An 18,023-nucleotide genomic window follows, 5' to 3' on the forward strand; every position below is an offset into this window, starting at 1 on the left:
CGGCACAAGGGACGCTGCTTCTATCCGTGGGCCAGCTTTCGCGCATGACGGCGCGGCGACGTTCCGAAGCGCTCGCGATAGGCTGCGATGAAGTTGTTTGCGTGTCCGTACCCTACATGGAAGGCGATCTGCTTGAGTGGCATGTCGGTCTCCTCCAGCATGACGCGTGCCGCAGACAGACGCGCTTCGCGCAGGTATCCGAACATGGTCGATCCGTAGCTTTCGCGGAAGCCTTGCGTCAAACGACGCTGGCTGAGACCTGCTGCCTCGGCCAACTCCGATAGAGAAGGGGGCTGGGCCAGGTTGGACGATAGAATTTGTGCGGCGCGTCCCACGGCCTCACGTTCGCGCAGGCTTAGAACCCCTTCGCCTTCCCGCACCTCATCCAAGGCGAGCGTTGGCGCATGCAGAGCCAGGATTTCCAGGAGCTTGCCCCAACGATAGATATCGCTGCCGTGGCCGGCGATCGGCGGGGTCGCGAGCAAATTGAGGTTCGAGATCAAGATCTCTGGCGTGCGACGCAGGGCCGGCCGCTCAAGTGCAAGCGCGTGAGGTGGAAGATCCGTCAGGCGTGCAATGCAACAAGCAGTCGCTCGGTAGCCCACGACCAGCGTGCGTGTTCTTGCCGGAAAATGCACTTGCAGTGTGCCGGAACCGTGATTGTGCCAGCCATATCCGGCTTCGAGCCGTGAAAGGCCAAGGCAAGCGTGACCGGCCAACGCAAAGAGGCACGTCAGCGAATCGCTCTGCTCGTTGCACAGGAGGTCCAGTTTCGCGTCCTGTTCCGCTTCGGCGAGCATGACGTAGAGCTCAAGTCCGCCAAACGTGCTTCCGTGGTGGACGACGCCGACCATTCCGACTGCGGCTCGGATCCTTTGGGACGCAAAGACTGTCGCCGAACCATCGAGTGTCAGGGCGTCGATCCTCATCGACCGGTCTCCTCGTGCCAGGTTTGAGTTACAGGCTATCGCTGTTCGATTGGGGCGAATGCCGCCGCCGCGGTTTGTTTTTTCGCGGCTGGAATCTTTTGGCGACAACCGGCAAGGCTTTGCAACTGTTTAGGTTTTTTAGAAAGCAAATGGTCTGGAGATGCCACGGAACCGGCAATATGCGCCAATCCACTGGCTACTTTGATGACGGTCTGCCGATGCAGCGGCGTCGCGATCTTGTTCGAAAACGATTGAGCCGGTCGCCATGCAATTCCCACGGCGACACCCCACAACGCGGCGGCCCTCGGGCTCCACGTTCCTTACGAAACCGAGAGCGGCACGCACGTCGAGTGAATTTTTTGGCGATTGGACGGCTCAGGCGTTTGCGACTGTGACCATGCGGTTGGCGACGGTCAGACGATCCGCTAGCGCGCGGGCGAACAGCCGGTGGGCGAGAACGGCAAGTTCGGGGTCGTTCGTCTCCATCGATCTCAATGCCTTCCGTGTCAGCCTGAACAGCACGGCCTCCTTTTCGATGAGCACGTCTGCTGTACGCGTTTCGCCAAGGTAGAAGGCGATTTCACCAAGCACGGCTCCCGATGCCATGTTGCGCAGGCGCAGGGCTTGTCCATCGGGCAAGGTGATCTGCACCCTCACCACGCCACGCCCCAAAAGGAAGATGTCGTCTGCCTGCTCGCCGGCCGCGATCAGTCGTTCTCCGACTTTCCGCTCGAAGCGCTCCATCGAGCTGATGAGTGCTGCAAGTCGCGGGTGAGGCCCGAGCGCTTTGACCAGCTGGGCGGCAACATCATTGTCGCTGTGCTCACCGCACTCCGCCTTGATCAACTGCTCTTCGCAGTCTTCGAGCGCGTGGTCCAGGTCACAGGCAAACGCCACTCTTCCGGCATGGCAGTCGGATTGCAGAACCGGGTCGAGCATAGCCCTTACCGAAGGCGGCAAGGACGAGAGAGTGACAGAAACCCCCTCAGCGGCCAGAAGGCTGAAGATCCGTGCAAATCCAGCAACCGCAGCCGAATCCGTTCCGCCGATGCGTCGGAAGTCGAGGATTAGGAAGCGAGGCGGCGGACTGGCGTCAAGACGCTCCTTAACGGCATCGACGACCTGTCCCATCGTGCCGAAGAAGAGATAATTGTGAAGCTCCAGGATGTGGATGAGATCGCCCTTCTCATCGAGAATACGATTTGTCGCGGGCGAGCGGTCGGTCCGGCTGCGCCGGTCGCGCCCGCTTGCGGCAAGGCGAATGACAGGCAGTCGAGCATAGGTGTAGACGAAGGTTGCCAGCGATGCGGCGAGCCCCACTGCCATACCGGCCATGAAGCTGAAGGCCATCATCGAACCGACGATCGACAGCACCACGGCCCATTCGAGCCCGGGCAACGTCTTTCGCACCGCGATAGCCCAGTCGTAGAGGAGTTCCGCACCGAGCATGATCATCAGGCCCGCTGCAACGAACAGCGGGATGCTGGCGGCAAGGTCGGTCGCAAAGGGGAGAGCCAGCGCCATAATGGCAGCGGTTGCAAGACCGGCGGAGCGATCCGTGACACCCAGTCGGCGCGCCAGTAGCGTCATGCCGAGCCCGGTAAAGCCGGATGCGCCGCTGATAAAGCCGACGACCACGTTTGCCTGACCCGTAACGCGCAGTTCGGCGTTCGCATCGATGTCGCGACCGACCGCTGCCTCAAGCCCACTTGTGTTGAGAAGCATACCAGTCATCGCGACGAGCGGAAGCGAGACGAGCATAGGCGCGATCGAGATCACAGCCCACCAGTCTGCGGCCGAGATGACCCAAATCGGCGATGGGAGGGAAAGACCACCGGAGTTCGCGATCGCCGGCAACCACCCCGATGCACGGGCCGCTTCGATCGACAGGCCCGTGAGACCAAGAGCGCCATAAAACAGCATGATCGCGGCCAGCGTGACAATCGGCGCAGCAAATGGACTAGGCGTCAGGCGAAGGGCGGCCGCCAAGGCGATTGCAAAGGCGATCGACGGGAAAAGCATGCCGAGCGCCGCGAAATCGTAAAGTGATTGGATGAGGCTTACCGGATCAGCACCCGGGCGGATCATCACGAGTGCGCCCTCAATGAGTAGCCACCCGGAGCCGGCGAGAAAGCCCGCCACTACCGGGTAGGGCAGGAACCGTACCAAGGTACCCAGACGGAAGCGGCCGGAGAGGTAGAAAACGGAGCCTGTCGCCAATGTGCTGACGGCGAGGACTGCAAAGGCCGTGGCAACCTTTTCCTGCGGGCCGGCAGCGCTCATCGAGCTGGTCGCAACGGCCACGGTTGAGGCCAGAATGGCGATGCTGGTCTCTTGAACCTGCGCGACGCTGGTGGAAAAACGACTGCGCAACGACACGTAGATCGCGAGGATTACACAGCTCAAAAGCATGACGCTGACGCCAGCTCCAAAGCCTGAGGCGAGACTGCCGGAGAAGAGCAGTGCTGCGAAGGCAACACTGGTACCCAGGCCATCTATGGCGGCAACTAGCCCGAACATAAACGAGGAAACAAGTTTAGCAGTCACAGGTTTCTCGTTGAATTTTGCGAAATGAGGATCGATTTTCTTGCCGACTCATTGAGTTTGCTGAACCTTTTTGGACGCGCAAGGCATGGCGCGTCGGTGCCTTCAACCAACCAGCACGGCGCGGTCGCACAGCGGAGTCACGCGCCGTTACGGCCTCGGCCGAAGCAAGGTTTGCCGAAACGTGATCCAATCCTGGAGGGGGCTTACCAGCAGGCGCCATTGGCCTTTTTGGCGCGCTCCCATTGCTCCCGTGCAGATTCGACACCCCCGGAAACAAGTTCGAGCTCGAAGTCTCGAAGTTCATCGTTTCCAGCGGCCTTGCCAACCAGGCTGCCGAGATTGGCAAGACCTGCCCTGATCTGTTCGACCTCGAGCAGGCAGTTGCGCGTCCGCGCTTCATCGAGGATCAGCTCGATCAATTCAGACTCACTTTTTGCGGCTGCGAGACGGCCTAGCGCCTCTCGATCGTTGCGAATTGCGGAATAGAAACTGATTGTTTGACTGTCGCTCACAACATTCCTCGCTCTTTGACACTAGCTAACTTTCGCGTCACTCGGTTTTTCGGCTTATCCCGCATCTGGCGAGGTCGGCTGGCTTGGCGTGCTGATCTTCGGAGATATCAGCTGTTCGGGGAAGCGTATGGCGCTATGGCAAACCGACCAGCGGCTATGAATTCCGCTTCACCGAGTGCGAGGTCGCATTGAACGTCACTCAAGGATCTGCTTGTAGTGCGCAGACGTTTGGATCACGTTGGGGAGTCGATGGCCAAGGGACTGAGCCGTGCCGAGCAATGGGCAGTGCGCATCTTGTGCGCGCTGGCGTTGCTGCTTGCCGGTTTCACCTACAAGCCGCCGATGGCGGCGGCCTCACCTCTCCCGGCGGAACTCTTGTCGGAATACGTCCTTCCCGACGGGACAAGTCCCGTTCTCTGCCTGCCATCGGAAGATGGCAAATCCAGCCATGGCAGCCATGATGCAGGAACGGGATGCGAGTTCTGCCGCCTCGCTTCCGCTGTCTTGCTGCCGTCGCCGGCCGATTCCGCCGGGAGGCCGATCTCTCGGTCGATCAACCTGTTCGTGCCTACCCGCACGGAAACGTTTTATCGCCAGCTCTTTCCTCCAAACACCTCGCCACGTGGTCCACCTTCCGGTCTTTCAGCCTGAGCCGCTGCCGCCATCGCGCGGCAGTTCCATCAGTCTGCGGCCGGAAAACGTGTCCCTCGTACGGGCATGTGCCGGCCCAAGGCCGGACCACATTCCATGTTCAGCAGGACGGTCGTGGGTGGCAGTTCGCCCATACTTTTCTTCAATGGCCCGTTTGATGGCCCAACATCGCACCAGAGCCGCGTTGCCGCTCGAACGCAAATTTATCTCCGTGGCTCTTCGCGCCCGACGACACTTCGGGTGGTTGAAGGCTGCGTCGCGCTTTACCGCGAACTTGGCGATGGACGGCGACTGATCCTTGACGTGCTTGGACCGGGGCGACTTTTCGGGTCCGGTCTCGTTGACGTTCAGGACTGCAGGGCCATGACGCTTGCCGCGACAAGCGTCGAGACTTTCGACGGACCGCCACAAGCTGCGGTCATCGATGTGGTCATGCGGCAGATGCTATTGCGCGCACAGGCCCACGCGATTTTGCTCGGCCGCAAGACGGCTGCCGAACGGGTTGCCACGGCCCTCCTCGATCTTGCAAGCCAATTCGCCCGCAAGTCACGATCGCCCTCGGGCAAGGCGACAACGGTTATGGAAGAGAAAAACAGATTGATCAAAGACCTTAGCATTCAGGAACGCGAAGACCTATTTGCCGATATTGCCCGTGTTCTGGAGGACACCTCCCACGAGGCCTATGTCGAAGGTAAGCGGCACTTCGCCGCGTTTTCGGCCAACATGGCCCAGGCGATCCGCATCAACGCCGGCGAACTGGCGCGCGACAACGGACAAGATGCCGAACGCGTGCTTCAGCAGGCGACGGCTGTCATCTCAAATTTTCACGCAGGTCGTCCTTATCGAATGATCAGCCACGCCATCCACTGAGGGCCCGGGACTTTCATCAGAAAGACGATGATTGCCGGTAAATATTGGTTCTGAGAACCTGGCGGAAGGCCGTGTTAACGCAGAGTGCTGCGGCGAATAATGAGGCCAATCTTCGACGGCAAAAAATTTGCGCCCACAGCTCTTGAAACCTGGAAAATCCCAAACCAAATCGATGATCGCCAGTCGCCGCAAGGGCTGGCTTTGCTGGAGGCGTCGCCCTCGGCGCCTTCATATCCATGTTGCTTCAAGGAGGATATGGTTATGGCAACATCTTACGACTACGCACCCCTGTTCCGCTCGAGCGTCGGGTTCGACCGGATTTTCAATTTGCTTGAGAATGCGCATCGCGCCCGCACGATCAGTGACTGGCCACCTTACGACATCGTCAAGACGGGCGATGACGGCTATCGCATCTCGATCGCGGTCGCAGGTTTTGCCCCGGACGATCTCGAAATCACATTTCAGTCCAATCTCCTGACCGTCACCGGAAAGAAGCAGGAAGCGGCTTCGGACGGCTATTTGCACCGCGGCATTGCCGGGCGGCCGTTCGAGCATCGCTTTGAGCTTGCCGATCATGTCAGGGTTCATGCGGCTGACCTGAACAACGGTCTCCTGGAGATCGAACTCGTGCGCGAGGTTCCGGAAGAGATGAAGCCGCGGAAGATTACGATACAGGGCTTGACCACTCCAACAGGCTTGGATGCTGCGCCGCAAATCGAAGCACGGAAAGCTGGATAAAGCTCGCGGTAAGACGGGGGCCCTTGCTGAAAGGCCCCCAACGACATTTTGGGTTGGAAAGGAGCGCAAGAATGAAACCCGATATGTTCAAAACGCCCGTGACGATCCTCGTCGGGCTTGGATTTCCCACCAACGTTTGTTCCGTGATGGAAGCTTACCGGCATCTGGTTGAATGGCCAGCCTCGAACCGGGATGCAGCGCACCGCGCGGCCCTCAATGCCTGTAGCGCCGCGTTGCGCAGCGAGATCGAAGCGGAAACAGTGCGCGGGCTGTTTGCTGCCTTTGCGGAAAAGCACGATCTGCTTGCGCCAGATGCCTTTGTGCCAGAGGCGATACGGTCAAAGCGACGGCCGGGATCCAGTCAGGTGAGGTGAGCGGTGATGAAACACATCTTGGAGCAACATGAAGGGGTCAGTACACCGACCGTTTCACTTTGATCGTGAAAACGTTCGTCTCGCTTCGACCCAGTATCGGACCGTGGAGCCACCATAAAACGATCCAGATTGACCGCTCGGCTAGACGAGGACGACCGTTCAGGCTGCCACCGCAACGGCGAAGACAAGCGCATTCTATCGGTGCATTTAGGGGTTTCGAAAACTAAGCGTTGACGAGTGGCCCCAGACCCCGTATAGACGGGTCATCGATCTTTTGCTTGCCGAGCTTTGTCTACCGCGCGATTGGCACCGCGCTCTAAGCGAAATTCTCTTTCAAAAATAGTCGGTTTTCGTCTGCGTGGCATCCGCTCCGCAGTTCTTCACTCTATGCTTGAAAGGGTTCACAATGACCACTGGCACAGTTAAATGGTTCAATTCCACCAAGGGCTTCGGCTTCATTCAGCCTGACGACGGCGGCGCTGACGCTTTCGTTCACATCTCGGCTGTCGAGCGCGCTGGAATGCGCGATCTCGTCGAAGGCCAGAAGATCGGCTTCGACCTCGAGCGCGACAAGAAGTCGGGTAAGATGTCGGCCTGCAATCTGCAGGCTGCCTAAGGATGGCTGCTTCCCTGTGACCACGGATGTACTGGCACTGCCGGAAGCAATTATCACTTTTAGGCCAGGCGTCATGCCTGGCCTTTTTCGTTCTGGCCTCAAGCCACATCGAGGAAATTCAGTGACAGAGACATATAGTAAATCTCGCCAGCAGGCCGAAACCGCCTTTGGCAATCTCCGCACGGAGTTCTTCGCCAAGAACAATGCGGCGGAAGAACTCGAATCCGAAGCTCAAGCACGCGACGCCAAGACAGTCAGGTTGCGCGAAGCGCGCCTCGCCAAGGAGCAAGCAGACAGGATGTCTGCAACATCGGCGCTTCTTGCCAAACGATCCAAGGCCAGTTGATCATCCCAAACGCTAAATCAGGATAATGATTTGAGACACGCCAGAGATAACGAACTCACCGACCGACGCTCCGCTGCTGCAGACGCCAAGGCCGCTCTTCTCACTGCCTACCGGGCCGCCAAGACGGCGGCAGAGCCAGTTCAAGCCGCCCGACAGGCGGAGCGCATCTTGCTTGTTGAAGCCCGCGAAGCGCGCCGTGCAGAACGGGAACGACTGAGAGTCGAGGAGAGCACCCGCCTCGAAACACTTGCAGCGCAAGAGCAGGCAGCCGTCGAGGCCGCCGCCGCGGCCGAGATTGAGGCGCGACAGTCCGCTGAAAACGCCCGGATATCGCGCGTCATTGAAGATGAGGCCGCTCGCAAGGCTGAACGCGACAGACGCTACGCCGCCCGGAAGGCCCGGAAGGCTTAACGTCCAGGCACCCGCTTTCTGGTGGAGGCGGCCGTGGAATAGATCAGGGCGTGATATATGGTCGCGCTCGAACTTACTCATTTCTTAGGAGCCTTTGATGGCACCGGACACGAACGAGCTGCAGGCAATCAATACCGCCTGGCAGATAGCGATCCAGGAAATCCTGCGCATGGTCATCCGTGACATGTACCGTGGTGCGGGTGAAGCGGCCTTCAGCGCCCATATCAAGCGGATCGAAGAAGCGGCCGTCGACAGCATCCAGACCGACTTGAGGCTTCGCGGAACCAGCGAGTGGACCGAAATGCTGGTCAAGGAACGTGCCAGCAATTTCGTGACGACGCTGCTGACCTCCTTTACCTACGACCGTGCCTGACCACGATAGACGGTCATCCGAACCGCCAGTCTTTATACGGTACCGTGCCTGAAGTTTCTTATAGTCTGCGAGGTTGATCTGTCAGGCTCCTGCCTAAATCACTCTAACGCCGCGATAAGCCAAGCGGTCGGCATGGATGAACACACCACAGAACGCCTTGCAGCCATCGTCGAGTTCTCCTTCGACGCGATCATCAGTAATGATTTTCAGGCTTGATCGTCAGCTGGAGCAAGGCCGCCGAACGCATGTTCGGCTATTCGGAATCCGAGGTGGTCGGACAGCCGATCTATCTGATCATTACCGATGACAAACGGGATAAGGAGGCGGATATCCGATACCAATGCGCAGGAGACCGTCGATCTCGGCACATATGTCAGCCAGATTGCCGCGGCCGTGATGGCGGCGCATGCGGTTAAGGGTATTGGGCTGGATACGAAAGTCCACACCTGGCCCGTCTCCGTCAATATCGCGATGCCGGTCGGCTGGTCATCAACGAATTGATGACGAACGCCCTAAAAGTAACCATCCGGTCAGGGCCGCAGTAGCCGAGGCTTCTTGCGATTTTTTTCCGCCACTGGTTTCGATGGCGGGCCGCCAATTCCGCGAAGATTGCGGATAATCTGTTGAAGGTTTTCGATCCCCACCTGGGTGAACAAGATGATGTGCTCGCTGAGCTCCGAGGCCGGATAATCATCATATGCACACAAGCAGCCATCTTCAGAGAACATCTCAATCGAACATTCTCGCAAGAAGTCTTCGTCCTCATCAATCATGGCTGCGGCATACTTCAGGGTATACAGGGCAGAGTTGCGCTAGCCCATGATGCCTCGTTCTGTATTTTCTAGATTTGGTCAGTGCTGCTGGTTTTGGCTCTTCGCAAATCCAGCTTTTCCAAGTGTCCGACGGCGCGCAATTTTAGCGACACGGTCTTGAATGATATCAACGCTTAAATCTTCTGGTTCAAAGCGGCCACCATACCAACGCACGAACTCTGGATGCTGCGCATGTCGTGGCCTTGCCATGACGCTCAGGAATTCCTCGAACCCCGAGGTGCTGCCAACATCTTCCGGCGGCGCTCTGCGCTCACCATCGATGAAGCGCGGATATTCGATGCTGGGGTTTTCATCCTCCACTGCCTCGACCGTGATCGTGTGCCGCCAGTTATCACCAAAGTCATAGGTGTAGCTAAAGGTCGCGATCCCACGCTCGATGAGTGCCGCGATCCGGACGTTGCGAGCTGCAAAGGTTTTGCGTTCGTAGAGGTCTTCTGGATCCGGCACATCGTAACACCGCCCACCAGCCTCGAACTCGAACAGATGATAATCCTCGAACAGCATCACGGCCTGAATGACATCGTGGAGCCCCTTCAAGCTCATCGTGAGTGGAACCTCGACCCTGCGCCAGATCAAAGGCTCGATATCGTCGAGTTGGATATGTAGCCTGGCGATGCGATCGACGCTCATGATGCCAACGCTATCATAGGGCGCGGACCTGTCCAATGCTGGCAGGCCTCGACCCCTATGCTGTCCACGAATGGTATCTGGCCGTCTATGCCGACGCGTTCGAATGGGTGGAATTGCCCAACGTCAGTGGCATGAGTCAGTTTGCCGACGGCGGCTTCATGTCGTCCAAGCCCCATGCTGCGAGCGGCGCCTACATCGCACGCATGTCGAACTACTGCGGCGGATGCCGATACGACGTTTCGAAGAAGAGCGGCAAAGGCGCCTGTCCCTTTAATGCCCTGTATTGGGATTTCATCGTTCGAAATGCCGATAGCCTCTCCAAAAACCATCGTCTCGCCCCGATTTACTCCTCTTGGGATCGTATGAGCCCGGAAAAAAGGAAGCCATATCGGAACAGCGCATCCTCGTTTCTGCAGAAGCTGGACGATGATGAACGGGTTTGTAAGGGCGTCATCTTTCAGTTAGGCATTCGATACGTCTCACTGAGGCGGAAACTCGAGCTTGCGCACGTCATATCCGAGTTCGCTCGCTTTACTTATCATGCGCTGGAGCTTCGTCTTGGAGGGGACGGCACGGGCATAGATCCAAAGGTCCGTCATGGATGGATTGGCGCTGATGAACCAGGATTTGTCCGGTGATTTGTAGAGAACCCAGTAGTTGAAAGTGACCAGCAGCGGGTAGCGAACGCGCAGCTTCGCATTCGTCGATCCGAAGTCCTGGATCTTGCCATTGCCGCGAACCGTCTTGAGGCGGCCTTCGGGCGTATCCATCCGGCAACCATCCTCAACCGAGACCTCGTCCGGTGCTTTGCCTTGCCGGTAGGTCGAGTAACCCGCGACGCAGCCGTCCGTCAGGAACATGGGTGTCCGACCGATCTCCAGCCAGGTGCCGCGGTAGTGATCTGGCCCTACTTTGGCGACCTTGGGGGCCGCAGATGCAGTTCCAGCACCGGCTGAAAGGAACGCTGCCAACAGAGCGGTCCCGATCGTGAGCGTGAGATGGTTCATGAAATCCTCCCTATTCTAGGTTATGATCTCCGTAGCGCAGCAAGTAACTTTTGTTGTAATAGTATAGTCGTGATGATAATCTAAGAAAAATGGAAAATAATGGCAGCATTCACGATGTAAATGCCTAATTATCACTGATAACGAAAAAGGATTACATTCCAGTTTTCATCAATCATCACGTACCTCACGATCTTCGAAACCCGAAGGCCAGCCTGCGGATCTGCAAAATAGCATCGCGGCTGCTAGCGCTTTTCTCCTGTTTGGAAATGGACCCTCGAGATAGTGCGATCGGCCAGTGAATTCAACGAATACGCCTTTTCCTACGACGTCATAGATAATGTTTAATCTACCTTCGCCAGCGACTCTGCAACTCCGACACATTTCTTTGTAACGTTTCGCGTTACCGCCGTACCCTTGTTGTTCGTGAAGGTTTGCTAATTCCTTAGTCTCAGAGTGGGAAACAAGACGCGACTACAGCGAGCAAGTTTCGTGTACAGTGATCGGCACGCGGCAGTTTACGTCCGTATTGCCGCTTAGACCGAAAGAAGCAGCGCGATACTGCTTCTATTCAAAATGAATTCCCGGGAGGCAGTAATTTGAGACCTATTACAGCGACTTGGGATTGACCCAACCCGAAAGCTCCCGCCTGACGATCTTCTCGAGCACTTTCATGCCTTCGGAGGAATCGTTGAGGCAGGGGATGTGCGCGAACTTCTCGCCGCCGTTGTGCAGGAAGCTCTCAGCCGCCTGCTCGGCGATCTCTTCCAGTGTTTCCAGGCAGTCGGAAACGAACCCGGGATTAAGCACGGCGATACGCTTGACACCTTCCTGTGCCAGCTTTTCAACTGTCTTGTCGGTATAGGGCTGCAACCATTCCTCCGGCCCGAAGCGGGACTGGAAGGTGATTAGCAGCCTGTCGCTCGACCAGCCGAGGCGTTCGCGCAGCAGGCGTGCGGTCTTCTGGCATTGGCAATAGTAAGGGTCGCCCTTCTCGAAATAGCTCTTCGGAATGCCGTGGAAGGAGGTAAGTACCTTTTCCGGTTCCCAGTCGAGCGTTGCGAGGTGTTTTTCGATGGAGACGGCGAGCGCGTCGATATAGGTCGGGTCGTCGTGATAGGGCGGCACGGTGCGCAGCGCCGGCTGCCAGCGCATCTTCAGCAGCGTCTCGAAGGCCTTGTCGTTGACGGTGGCCGTGGTGGCGGCGGCATATTGCGGATAGAGCGGGAAGACGAGAATGCGTTCGCAGCCGGCCTTCTGCAGCGCGTCCATGCGCGATGCGATAGACGGCTGGCCGTAGCGCATGGCCCAGTCGACGATGACGTTGGCATGGTCCTTGAGGGCTTCGGCCATCAGTTCGGCCTGGCTGCGGGTATAGGTCCGCAGGTAGCTCTCGTTCCTGTCCTTGTTCCAGATCGTCTCATAGGCCTTGCCGACCTTGCCGGGGCGAGTGTTGAGCACGATGCCGAACAGGATCGGGTACCAGGCGATGCGCGGCCACTCGATGACGCGCTTGTCCATCAGGAATTCCTTCAGGTAGCGCCGCATGGACGTGTAGTCCGTGCCGTCGGGCGTGCCGAGATTGACGAGCAGAACGCCCACCTTGCCGTGTTTGACAGGCGGATGGCTGTGTTCGATTTTTGCAGATGTCATTCGCATTCTTTGTTATGCCAATTTCAGTTACCAGTAAGCGTGGGAATAAGCTCGGTAGTATCCCCCCTCGCGCGAATGGGGTCGGCAGGCCGTTCCAATACATAGAGGCCGACATTTATGGTTCCGGCCTTAAAACCAGCCGCGCAGTAGCAGAGGTAATAGTCCCACAGGCGATGAAACTGTTCACTGTAGCCCAGTGCGCTGATGCGGGGCCACGCGGCGCGAAATCGCTTCCGCCACTCGAGGAGTGTTCGAGCATAATCCGATCCGAAATACTCGCATTGGACCATTCGAAGCCCTGCGTGCGCAGCTTGTGACTGGATGATGTTTTTGGTCGGAAGCATGCCCCCGGGAAAGACATGCCGCTGAATGAAATCTGCCGCGTCTCGATATGCGGCAAAACGACTCTCGTCGATCGTAATGACCTGAAGGACGGCGTGCCCGCCCGCGCGAAGCCTTTGCTGCAGCATCTTGAAAAACAGCGGCCAATAGGCCTCGCCAACCGCTTCCAGCATCTCGATGGACACGATCCGGTCATAGCTTCCTGTAACATCCCTGTAGTCTTTCAACTGCAGACGCACCGCTTCTTGAAGGCCTTTGGCCCGGATGCACTCCGTCGCATGGTCCAGTTGCGCGGAGGATAGCGTGACACCATCCACCGTGGCGCCCGCATGGGCGAGACTTACTGCGAGTGCTCCCCAACCGCAACCAATCTCCAGAACTTGCTCGCCACCCTTGATCGACAGGAGCTGCTTGACCCGCTCTATCTTTGCCCGTTGGGCCTCCTCCAGGCTGAGGGCCGGTTCCGCGTAGAGCGCGGAGGAATAGGTCATGCTCGGGTCGAGCCACTCTCTGTAGAAAGCATTGCCGAGATCGTAGTGATAGGCGATGTTCTTCCGGCTACCGGTCTTGTTGTTCGCGCGCAGAGCATGGCGAAACCGCTGCAGCAGCCTGACCGTCAAGTGACCTGAAATCTTCCCATCGAGCATATCGATGTTGCGTGCGGCCAGGTCCAGAGTGGCTTCCAGATCCGGCGTCGACCAGTCCCCGTCGATATAGGCTTCCGCGAAGCCGAGATCACCACCTGTCGCGAGCCGACGGACGGCCCGCCATTTGTGAATAGTGATCGCCGCCGAAGGCCCCGGACGTGCGCCGATATGTTCAATACGTTCGCCGGAGGGTAGGATGACGCTGATTTTCCCGATATCGACCGATGAAATGACGGCATCCAGCGCGCGCGCGAAAACTCCGATTGTCGCTCTGTTTTCGCCAAGGCCACGCCTGAATATTCTTGCTAATGCGAGCACGATGTGTTCCTGGAAAAATTCGATAAAATTATGGGTGCAGACGCCTCAGGCGCCGTGCGTTGGAAACCGGTTCACGCGGCGTCTGTGTAACTCGCGGTTTCCGGCGGCGGCGGACTTGTGCGGAAGCGCGCGCCCTTCAGCCACAGCTTGAAGGCTTCCCAATGGATGCCGGCCATCACCTTAATAGTCATGAAGGGGAACCGGATCAGGTAGCGTGCCAGCATGGCGTCCGTCAGCGGCGCCGCGTCCGCGTTGAACGTCGCGACCATGACGGGGTCCTTGCCGGCGGTCTCATGAATTCGTACCCGTACGGTCCTGCCGGGCGGCAGAAGGCGGAAATGGTAGCGCAGCCCCATGTCCATGAAGGGGGAAACATGAAAGACCTTCATCCGCGTCTGCCTGATGCCGGCGGCGCTGATGTCGCCCGCAAGGACCGGCGCCACGTAGCTGTGGCGTTCGCCGTAGGTGTTCCTGACTTCATAGATGATGGCAATCAGCCGGTCTTCGTCATCATAGGCGAAATAGGTCGAGAGCGGGTTGAAGACATAACCGAACATGCGAGGGTAGGCGAGCAGCAGGATACGGGCCGCGGCCCTTTCGAGACCGGCGCGCGCCAGCAGGCGGTCGGCGAACTCTCGCAGCGTCTCCCCGTCCTCTTCGACGTGATCGCGCTCGTTGAACGACAGGATGCCCGCGCGGTTCACGGCGAGCAGGCGGGTTAGTCCCGCAAGATCGGCAAGCCGGTCGACATCGACCAAAAGGGAGAAGACGCTATAGCTGAAGCGATGGCCGAAGGGATGAAGCCTCTGGTGCATCACTTTTCCCGGATAAAGCGTACCGGCCGCAGAGGGAGGAGGGCCGTTGTCGGCCATGCTGGTGACCGGGATCTGCTTCATGCCCTGCTTCTTTCCGTTCATCATCGGGCGGGTTGCCAGCGCACGTTCTTGCAAAGCACGCCGCCGAGAATACAGCCACGCGTTAGAAGCGAATTATCGGATACCTGCACCGTGATCGAATAAGTGCGATCGCGTTTCTCATCAAAGGCGGTGCCGGACAATTTATCCGGCGATTTGGGCTGAAGCGACATGATCAGGCGGTCGCCGGCCTCTTCGCCCTTGCTGGTATCCCGGATCCAGAGATTGGTCGCGCAGATATTGCGGCCGCATGGTGCGATGCGCACACGCGCGTTTCCGTCGTCGCGCAGCCAGACACCGCTCGGATCGGCGGATTGCTGCGCTTGGGACATCGCGGCAGTCAGCATCAGGGCGGAAAATGCAGTCAGAACGACTATCCTCATCGGACTATCCTTGTTGCTTTTCCCTGAATACGCACGCGCGGGCGAATCGGTTCACTCAAAGTGATCCGTCAGGACGACAAAGGCGTAGAAATGTCGAGAAATGTCCTGGGATACATCGGTATGAAAACCATCGTCACCGCCTATCTGGCGACCGGCATCGCCTTTCTGATCCTTGATGCCATCTGGCTTTCGACGATGGCGGATATGCTCTACCGGCCTCTCCTGGGCGACAAGCTGGCGCCGCAGTTTCATCTGGCGCCAGCCGTTGTGTTCTATCTGCTCTATGTTGCCGGCATCGTGTTTTTCGCCGTGATGCCTGTGCTCGACGGGGGCGGGCTCGGCAAGGCGGCGCTGAACGGTGCGGTCCTCGGTCTCGTGGCATATGCGACCTACGATCTCACCAACCAGGCGACGCTCCGGGACTGGCCGCTTTCCGTTACGCTCGCCGATATTGCCTGGGGTGCTTTCGTGACCGCGGTCGGCGCATCAGTCGGCTTTCTCGCGGCGAGTCGCATCGGCTGACCGTTCGGCGTCGGCCAGAATGCCTGAGAACAGGATGGCGACGAAGGCGGTGAGCATGCCGGCGCTCATCAGGTTGAGCCGTGCCAGGGCGGCGTATTGAACTGCATTGTACTGCGCGAGCGGCAGCGCATAGACATCGTGCAATAGAAGGAAAACGCCGAAGGCGAGCGCGGTAATCGCGAGGGCGACGACACGTTCCCGCGGGCGAAACAGCAGAAGCGCGATGACCCCGCACGGAACCAGGAAGATTTCGACTGCCGAAGCCGTGCCGAAGAGCCATGCCGAAAGCACGGTGTTGCCGATCCCCGCCAGCGGCAGCAGAGCCCGCCCAGCAACATCATTCCGGCGCGCCACGGCCGGCACGGCGAGAAAGAACGGTGTCGACAGGAACGTGAACCAGGCGGCGGTGATATCAGCACTCACCAGCCAGAAGAGATAGAGTGGGTAAAAGGGCTGGTTCGAGGCGACCAGCAAGGAAATCAGGTTCGCCGCAGCGACACGCGGGTCGGGATGGTGCATATAGGCCCGCACCATCGCGGCGAGGCGTTTAAGGAGGAAGATCACCGGCCTGCGCCGGCCGGGATGAGGCGGTAGTGGCTCACACCCCATTCTTCCCCATCGGCATGGCCAAAGAGACCAGACGTGGCGAGGAAAAACATCCGCCAGCGCCGCATCCAGACGGCGGCGTCCTTGCCGTAGGTCGCTTCGAAGATGGCGCGGACAGCGCCGCGGTTTCGGTCTAAATTATCGAGCCAGTCCCGCGCGGTGCGCTCGTAATGTCTGCCGTTCCAGCGCCAGTCCTGTTCGACAGCGAAACTGTCGCCGAATTCGCGGACCAGTCCGTGGCTGGGCATGACGCCGCCGGTAAAGAAATACTGCGCAATCCAGTCTGCCTTGTCGGCATGGTCGAAGCGATAGGCCGTCTTGCGATGCGAGAAAACGTGCAGGAAGAGCCGTCCGTCGTCGCGGATCCAGCCGCGTGCACGCTGGAGCAGGCAATGCCAGTTGGACATATGCTCGAACATTTCCACCGACACGATGCGGTCGAAGGTGCCGCCCGGCGAGAATGTGTTCATGTCGGCGGTGATCACGGTCAGATTGCGAAGGCCGCGGCGTTTGGCTTCCGCCTCGATATAGGTCCGCTGCGAGGATGAATTCGAAACGGAGACGATACGACCGGACGGAAAGCGCTCTGCCATGAACAGCGAGAGGGATCCCCATCCGCAACCGAGCTCGAGGATGTCCTGCCCGTCGGCTAGGTCCGCGTGAAGGCATGTCTCTTCCAACGCCGCGATTTCCGCCTCTGCGAGTGTCGTGGCGGGCGAGGCATAGAGGCAGGATGAATACTTGCGGCGCGGGCCAAGCACCAGCGAAAAGAATGCCGCGGGAAGCTCATAATGCTGGGCATTCGCATCATCGGTATGCACAGCGATGGGCCATTCGCGCATGGAGCGCGCAAAGTCCCGGTCCGTCGCACCGCTCCCTTCCGCCAGCAGCCGGCGCGTGCGGCCGACGAGCCGGCTGATACCGAACCGCAGGGCACTATCGGATAACGGCAGCCGCTCGGCGGCGTTGATGGCGGTAACGGCAAGGTTCATGTCGTCTGCTCCCGTTTTTGTGGGCCCGGCCAGAAGGCATTGACGCGCCTGGCATAGGCGGTGAAGGCAGCGCCACGCGAACGCATCATGTGCGCTTCAAGCGGCGGAATCCCTGAAACATGCACCAGCAGCCAATAAATCAGGGCGGGGCCTGCAAGCGCCAGCCAGCCCCAGCCCCAATTGCCGGCAGGGCCGATAGCCACGACCGCATAGCCAACCCATCCGAGCCACTGGAAGAAATAGTTGGGATGGCGCGACAGGCCCCAGAGCCCAACATCGCAAACCTTGCCCCTGTTGGCGTGGTCACCGCGAAACCGTTCCAGTTGCGCATCGGCGATGCCTTCTGCGAGGACGGCAATGACGATGATCGCGATGCCGGCAATATCGCTCCACTGCCAACCAATCGCAGGGTTGCGTGCTGCGTCGAAGATCGTCGTGGTGAGGAGAAGCGCGGCGGCGGCCTGGATCTGCAAAAACAGGAAGAGACGCCCGCGCCAGCGCCCGCCCCATTCCTCCTTAAGTTTCGCGTAGCGAGGATCCTCACCGCCCTTCAGCGTGCGCCGCAGGATATGCAGGCCGAGACGACAAGACCAGAGCGCGGCCACCGCTGCGATGAGAAGCCGTCGCTGCCCATCGCCCTCCCAGCCCGAAACCGGAACAAGCGCGGCGGCGACGCCCGCCCCGCCCACGAGAAAGGACCAGACGGTATCGACCCAGCCGGATCCCGCCCCCTTCACGACCGCGAGCCAGACGGCTGCCATGCCCAGTGAGATAGCAGCGGCCAGAAGGAGGAAGAGCACCGACGCCGACAT

24 protein-coding genes and 1 pseudogene are annotated in these 18,023 nt (G+C 59.0%); 11 read left to right on the plus strand and 14 right to left on the minus strand.

What is annotated here, in order from left to right; translation table 11 throughout:
* Nucleotides 1–20: 20 nt before the first annotated feature.
* From IB267_RS18145 to IB267_RS18160, 4 genes are all read right to left on the minus strand, one after another.
* Nucleotides 21–929 carry a helix-turn-helix domain-containing protein gene (locus IB267_RS18145; protein WP_192448853.1) on the minus strand — a complete coding sequence of 303 codons (909 nt, stop codon included), beginning with the start codon at nucleotides 927–929 and terminating at the stop codon, nucleotides 21–23.
* 35 nt (nucleotides 930–964) lie between these two features.
* Entirely contained in the window at nucleotides 965–1,207 is a 243-nt protein-coding gene (locus IB267_RS18150) for a hypothetical protein (RefSeq protein ID WP_192448854.1), read from the minus strand.
* Between the two features lie 97 nt (nucleotides 1,208–1,304).
* Nucleotides 1,305–3,476 (minus strand): SulP family inorganic anion transporter, encoded by a 2,172-nt coding sequence (locus IB267_RS18155; RefSeq protein ID WP_192448855.1) that lies wholly within the window; start codon nucleotides 3,474–3,476, stop codon nucleotides 1,305–1,307.
* A 203-nt stretch (nucleotides 3,477–3,679) separates the two neighbouring features.
* Nucleotides 3,680–3,988, minus strand: coding sequence for a hypothetical protein (locus IB267_RS18160; RefSeq protein WP_192448856.1), 309 nt, complete (start codon nucleotides 3,986–3,988; stop codon nucleotides 3,680–3,682).
* Nucleotides 3,989–4,237: 249 nt separating this feature from the next.
* Between IB267_RS18160 and IB267_RS18165 the strand changes: the two genes are divergently transcribed.
* From IB267_RS18165 to IB267_RS18210, 10 genes and pseudogenes are all read left to right on the plus strand, one after another.
* Complete coding sequence (locus tag IB267_RS18165) at nucleotides 4,238–4,639, plus strand: DUF2946 family protein (protein ID WP_192448857.1); 402 nt, start codon at nucleotides 4,238–4,240, stop codon at nucleotides 4,637–4,639.
* Nucleotides 4,640–5,218: 579 nt separating this feature from the next.
* Nucleotides 5,219–5,509: a hypothetical protein gene (locus IB267_RS33405; RefSeq protein ID WP_205239766.1), complete on the plus strand. Its 291-nt coding sequence runs from the start codon at nucleotides 5,219–5,221 to the stop codon at nucleotides 5,507–5,509.
* 261 nt (nucleotides 5,510–5,770) lie between these two features.
* Nucleotides 5,771–6,247 carry an Hsp20 family protein gene (locus tag IB267_RS18175; protein WP_192449269.1) on the plus strand — a complete coding sequence of 159 codons (477 nt, stop codon included), beginning with the start codon at nucleotides 5,771–5,773 and terminating at the stop codon, nucleotides 6,245–6,247.
* Nucleotides 6,248–6,318: 71 nt separating this feature from the next.
* Nucleotides 6,319–6,621 (plus strand): DUF982 domain-containing protein, encoded by a 303-nt coding sequence (locus tag IB267_RS18180; protein ID WP_192448859.1) that lies wholly within the window; start codon nucleotides 6,319–6,321, stop codon nucleotides 6,619–6,621.
* A 406-nt stretch (nucleotides 6,622–7,027) separates the two neighbouring features.
* Nucleotides 7,028–7,237 carry a cold-shock protein gene (locus tag IB267_RS18185; RefSeq protein ID WP_130520340.1) on the plus strand — a complete coding sequence of 70 codons (210 nt, stop codon included), beginning with the start codon at nucleotides 7,028–7,030 and terminating at the stop codon, nucleotides 7,235–7,237.
* 121 nt (nucleotides 7,238–7,358) lie between these two features.
* Nucleotides 7,359–7,583 carry a hypothetical protein gene (locus IB267_RS18190; RefSeq protein WP_192449270.1) on the plus strand — a complete coding sequence of 75 codons (225 nt, stop codon included), beginning with the start codon at nucleotides 7,359–7,361 and terminating at the stop codon, nucleotides 7,581–7,583.
* Nucleotides 7,584–7,613: 30 nt separating this feature from the next.
* Nucleotides 7,614–7,994: a DUF6481 family protein gene (locus IB267_RS33410; protein WP_205239769.1), complete on the plus strand. Its 381-nt coding sequence runs from the start codon at nucleotides 7,614–7,616 to the stop codon at nucleotides 7,992–7,994.
* Between the two features lie 97 nt (nucleotides 7,995–8,091).
* Nucleotides 8,092–8,367 carry a hypothetical protein gene (locus IB267_RS18200; protein WP_192448861.1) on the plus strand — a complete coding sequence of 92 codons (276 nt, stop codon included), beginning with the start codon at nucleotides 8,092–8,094 and terminating at the stop codon, nucleotides 8,365–8,367.
* 245 nt (nucleotides 8,368–8,612) lie between these two features.
* The gene (locus tag IB267_RS33415) at nucleotides 8,613–8,783 is read left to right on the plus strand and encodes a PAS domain-containing protein (protein ID WP_246810756.1); all 171 of its coding nucleotides are present in this window, start codon (nucleotides 8,613–8,615) and stop codon (nucleotides 8,781–8,783) included.
* A pseudogene (locus IB267_RS18210) lies at nucleotides 8,716–8,885 on the plus strand (histidine kinase); the annotation flags it as partial. The gene IB267_RS33415 and the pseudogene IB267_RS18210, both read left to right, overlap by 68 nt.
* Before the next feature lie 12 nt (nucleotides 8,886–8,897).
* On the opposite strand, the gene IB267_RS18215 reads toward IB267_RS18210, so the two are convergent.
* From IB267_RS18215 to IB267_RS18245, 7 genes are all read right to left on the minus strand, one after another.
* Nucleotides 8,898–9,140, minus strand: coding sequence for a hypothetical protein (locus tag IB267_RS18215; RefSeq protein ID WP_246810692.1), 243 nt, complete (start codon nucleotides 9,138–9,140; stop codon nucleotides 8,898–8,900).
* 78 nt (nucleotides 9,141–9,218) lie between these two features.
* Nucleotides 9,219–9,830: a plasmid pRiA4b ORF-3 family protein gene (locus IB267_RS18220; RefSeq protein ID WP_192448862.1), complete on the minus strand. Its 612-nt coding sequence runs from the start codon at nucleotides 9,828–9,830 to the stop codon at nucleotides 9,219–9,221.
* 479 nt (nucleotides 9,831–10,309) lie between these two features.
* Entirely contained in the window at nucleotides 10,310–10,837 is a 528-nt protein-coding gene (locus IB267_RS18225) for a lipocalin family protein (RefSeq protein WP_192448863.1), read from the minus strand.
* Between the two features lie 606 nt (nucleotides 10,838–11,443).
* Nucleotides 11,444–12,487, minus strand: a complete 1,044-nt coding sequence (gene hemH / locus IB267_RS18230) for a ferrochelatase (protein WP_192448864.1) — start codon at nucleotides 12,485–12,487, stop codon at nucleotides 11,444–11,446.
* A 23-nt stretch (nucleotides 12,488–12,510) separates the two neighbouring features.
* Nucleotides 12,511–13,794 (minus strand): cyclopropane-fatty-acyl-phospholipid synthase family protein, encoded by a 1,284-nt coding sequence (locus tag IB267_RS18235; RefSeq protein WP_192448865.1) that lies wholly within the window; start codon nucleotides 13,792–13,794, stop codon nucleotides 12,511–12,513.
* Nucleotides 13,795–13,865: 71 nt separating this feature from the next.
* Entirely contained in the window at nucleotides 13,866–14,711 is an 846-nt protein-coding gene (locus IB267_RS18240) for a DUF1365 domain-containing protein (RefSeq protein WP_371742592.1), read from the minus strand.
* A complete protein-coding gene (locus IB267_RS18245) occupies nucleotides 14,711–15,055 on the minus strand; it encodes a DUF2147 domain-containing protein (RefSeq protein ID WP_246765094.1) in 345 nt (114 codons plus the stop codon). The genes IB267_RS18240 and IB267_RS18245 overlap by 1 nt, the downstream gene beginning before the upstream one ends.
* A gap of 156 nt (nucleotides 15,056–15,211) precedes the next feature.
* Here IB267_RS18245 and IB267_RS18250 point away from each other — a divergent pair, with 156 nt between their 5' ends.
* Complete coding sequence (locus IB267_RS18250; protein WP_192448867.1) at nucleotides 15,212–15,613, plus strand: DUF2177 family protein; 402 nt, start codon at nucleotides 15,212–15,214, stop codon at nucleotides 15,611–15,613.
* On the opposite strand, the gene IB267_RS18255 is transcribed toward IB267_RS18250, so the two are convergent.
* Genes IB267_RS18255 through IB267_RS18265 form a run of 3 tightly spaced genes read right to left on the minus strand, consistent with a single transcriptional unit; the run spans nucleotide 15,578 to nucleotide 18,023 of the window.
* Nucleotides 15,578–16,177 carry a hypothetical protein gene (locus tag IB267_RS18255; RefSeq protein ID WP_371742563.1) on the minus strand — a complete coding sequence of 200 codons (600 nt, stop codon included), beginning with the start codon at nucleotides 16,175–16,177 and terminating at the stop codon, nucleotides 15,578–15,580. The genes IB267_RS18250 and IB267_RS18255 overlap by 36 nt on opposite strands.
* Nucleotides 16,174–17,211, minus strand: coding sequence for a cyclopropane-fatty-acyl-phospholipid synthase family protein (locus IB267_RS18260; RefSeq protein WP_192448868.1), 1,038 nt, complete (start codon nucleotides 17,209–17,211; stop codon nucleotides 16,174–16,176). The genes IB267_RS18255 and IB267_RS18260 overlap by 4 nt, the downstream gene beginning before the upstream one ends.
* A complete protein-coding gene (locus IB267_RS18265) occupies nucleotides 17,208–18,023 on the minus strand; it encodes a DUF1295 domain-containing protein (protein WP_192448869.1) in 816 nt (271 codons plus the stop codon). The genes IB267_RS18260 and IB267_RS18265 overlap by 4 nt, the downstream gene beginning before the upstream one ends.

It is taken from the genome of Ensifer sp. ENS09 (genome assembly GCF_014852425.1).
Classification (GTDB): Bacteria; Pseudomonadota; Alphaproteobacteria; order Rhizobiales; family Rhizobiaceae; genus Ensifer.

Excerpts from the sequence above, each read along its gene's own strand:
- IB267_RS18145 (WP_192448853.1), bottom strand. The coding sequence starts at position 929 with ATGAGGATCGACGCCCTGACACTCGATGGTTCGGCGACAGTCTTTGCG.
- IB267_RS18165 (WP_192448857.1), top strand. The coding sequence starts at position 4,238 with ATGGCCAAGGGACTGAGCCGTGCCGAGCAATGGGCAGTGCGCATCTTG.
- IB267_RS33405 (WP_205239766.1), top strand. The coding sequence starts at position 5,219 with ATGGAAGAGAAAAACAGATTGATCAAAGACCTTAGCATTCAGGAACGC.
- IB267_RS18175 (WP_192449269.1), top strand. The coding sequence starts at position 5,771 with ATGGCAACATCTTACGACTACGCACCCCTGTTCCGCTCGAGCGTCGGG.
- IB267_RS18180 (WP_192448859.1), top strand. The coding sequence starts at position 6,319 with ATGAAACCCGATATGTTCAAAACGCCCGTGACGATCCTCGTCGGGCTT.
- IB267_RS18185 (WP_130520340.1), top strand. The coding sequence starts at position 7,028 with ATGACCACTGGCACAGTTAAATGGTTCAATTCCACCAAGGGCTTCGGC.
- IB267_RS18200 (WP_192448861.1), top strand. The coding sequence starts at position 8,092 with ATGGCACCGGACACGAACGAGCTGCAGGCAATCAATACCGCCTGGCAG.
- IB267_RS33415 (WP_246810756.1), top strand. The coding sequence starts at position 8,613 with ATGTTCGGCTATTCGGAATCCGAGGTGGTCGGACAGCCGATCTATCTG.
- IB267_RS18215 (WP_246810692.1), bottom strand. The coding sequence starts at position 9,140 with ATGATTGATGAGGACGAAGACTTCTTGCGAGAATGTTCGATTGAGATG.
- IB267_RS18220 (WP_192448862.1), bottom strand. The coding sequence starts at position 9,830 with ATGAGCGTCGATCGCATCGCCAGGCTACATATCCAACTCGACGATATC.
- IB267_RS18225 (WP_192448863.1), bottom strand. The coding sequence starts at position 10,837 with ATGAACCATCTCACGCTCACGATCGGGACCGCTCTGTTGGCAGCGTTC.
- hemH (WP_192448864.1), bottom strand. The coding sequence starts at position 12,487 with ATGACATCTGCAAAAATCGAACACAGCCATCCGCCTGTCAAACACGGC.
- IB267_RS18240 (WP_371742592.1), bottom strand. The coding sequence starts at position 14,711 with ATGAACGGAAAGAAGCAGGGCATGAAGCAGATCCCGGTCACCAGCATG.
- IB267_RS18245 (WP_246765094.1), bottom strand. The coding sequence starts at position 15,055 with ATGCTGACTGCCGCGATGTCCCAAGCGCAGCAATCCGCCGATCCGAGC.
- IB267_RS18250 (WP_192448867.1), top strand. The coding sequence starts at position 15,212 with ATGAAAACCATCGTCACCGCCTATCTGGCGACCGGCATCGCCTTTCTG.
- IB267_RS18260 (WP_192448868.1), bottom strand. The coding sequence starts at position 17,211 with ATGAACCTTGCCGTTACCGCCATCAACGCCGCCGAGCGGCTGCCGTTA.
- IB267_RS18265 (WP_192448869.1), bottom strand. The coding sequence starts at position 18,023 with ATGTCGGCGTCGGTGCTCTTCCTCCTTCTGGCCGCTGCTATCTCACTG.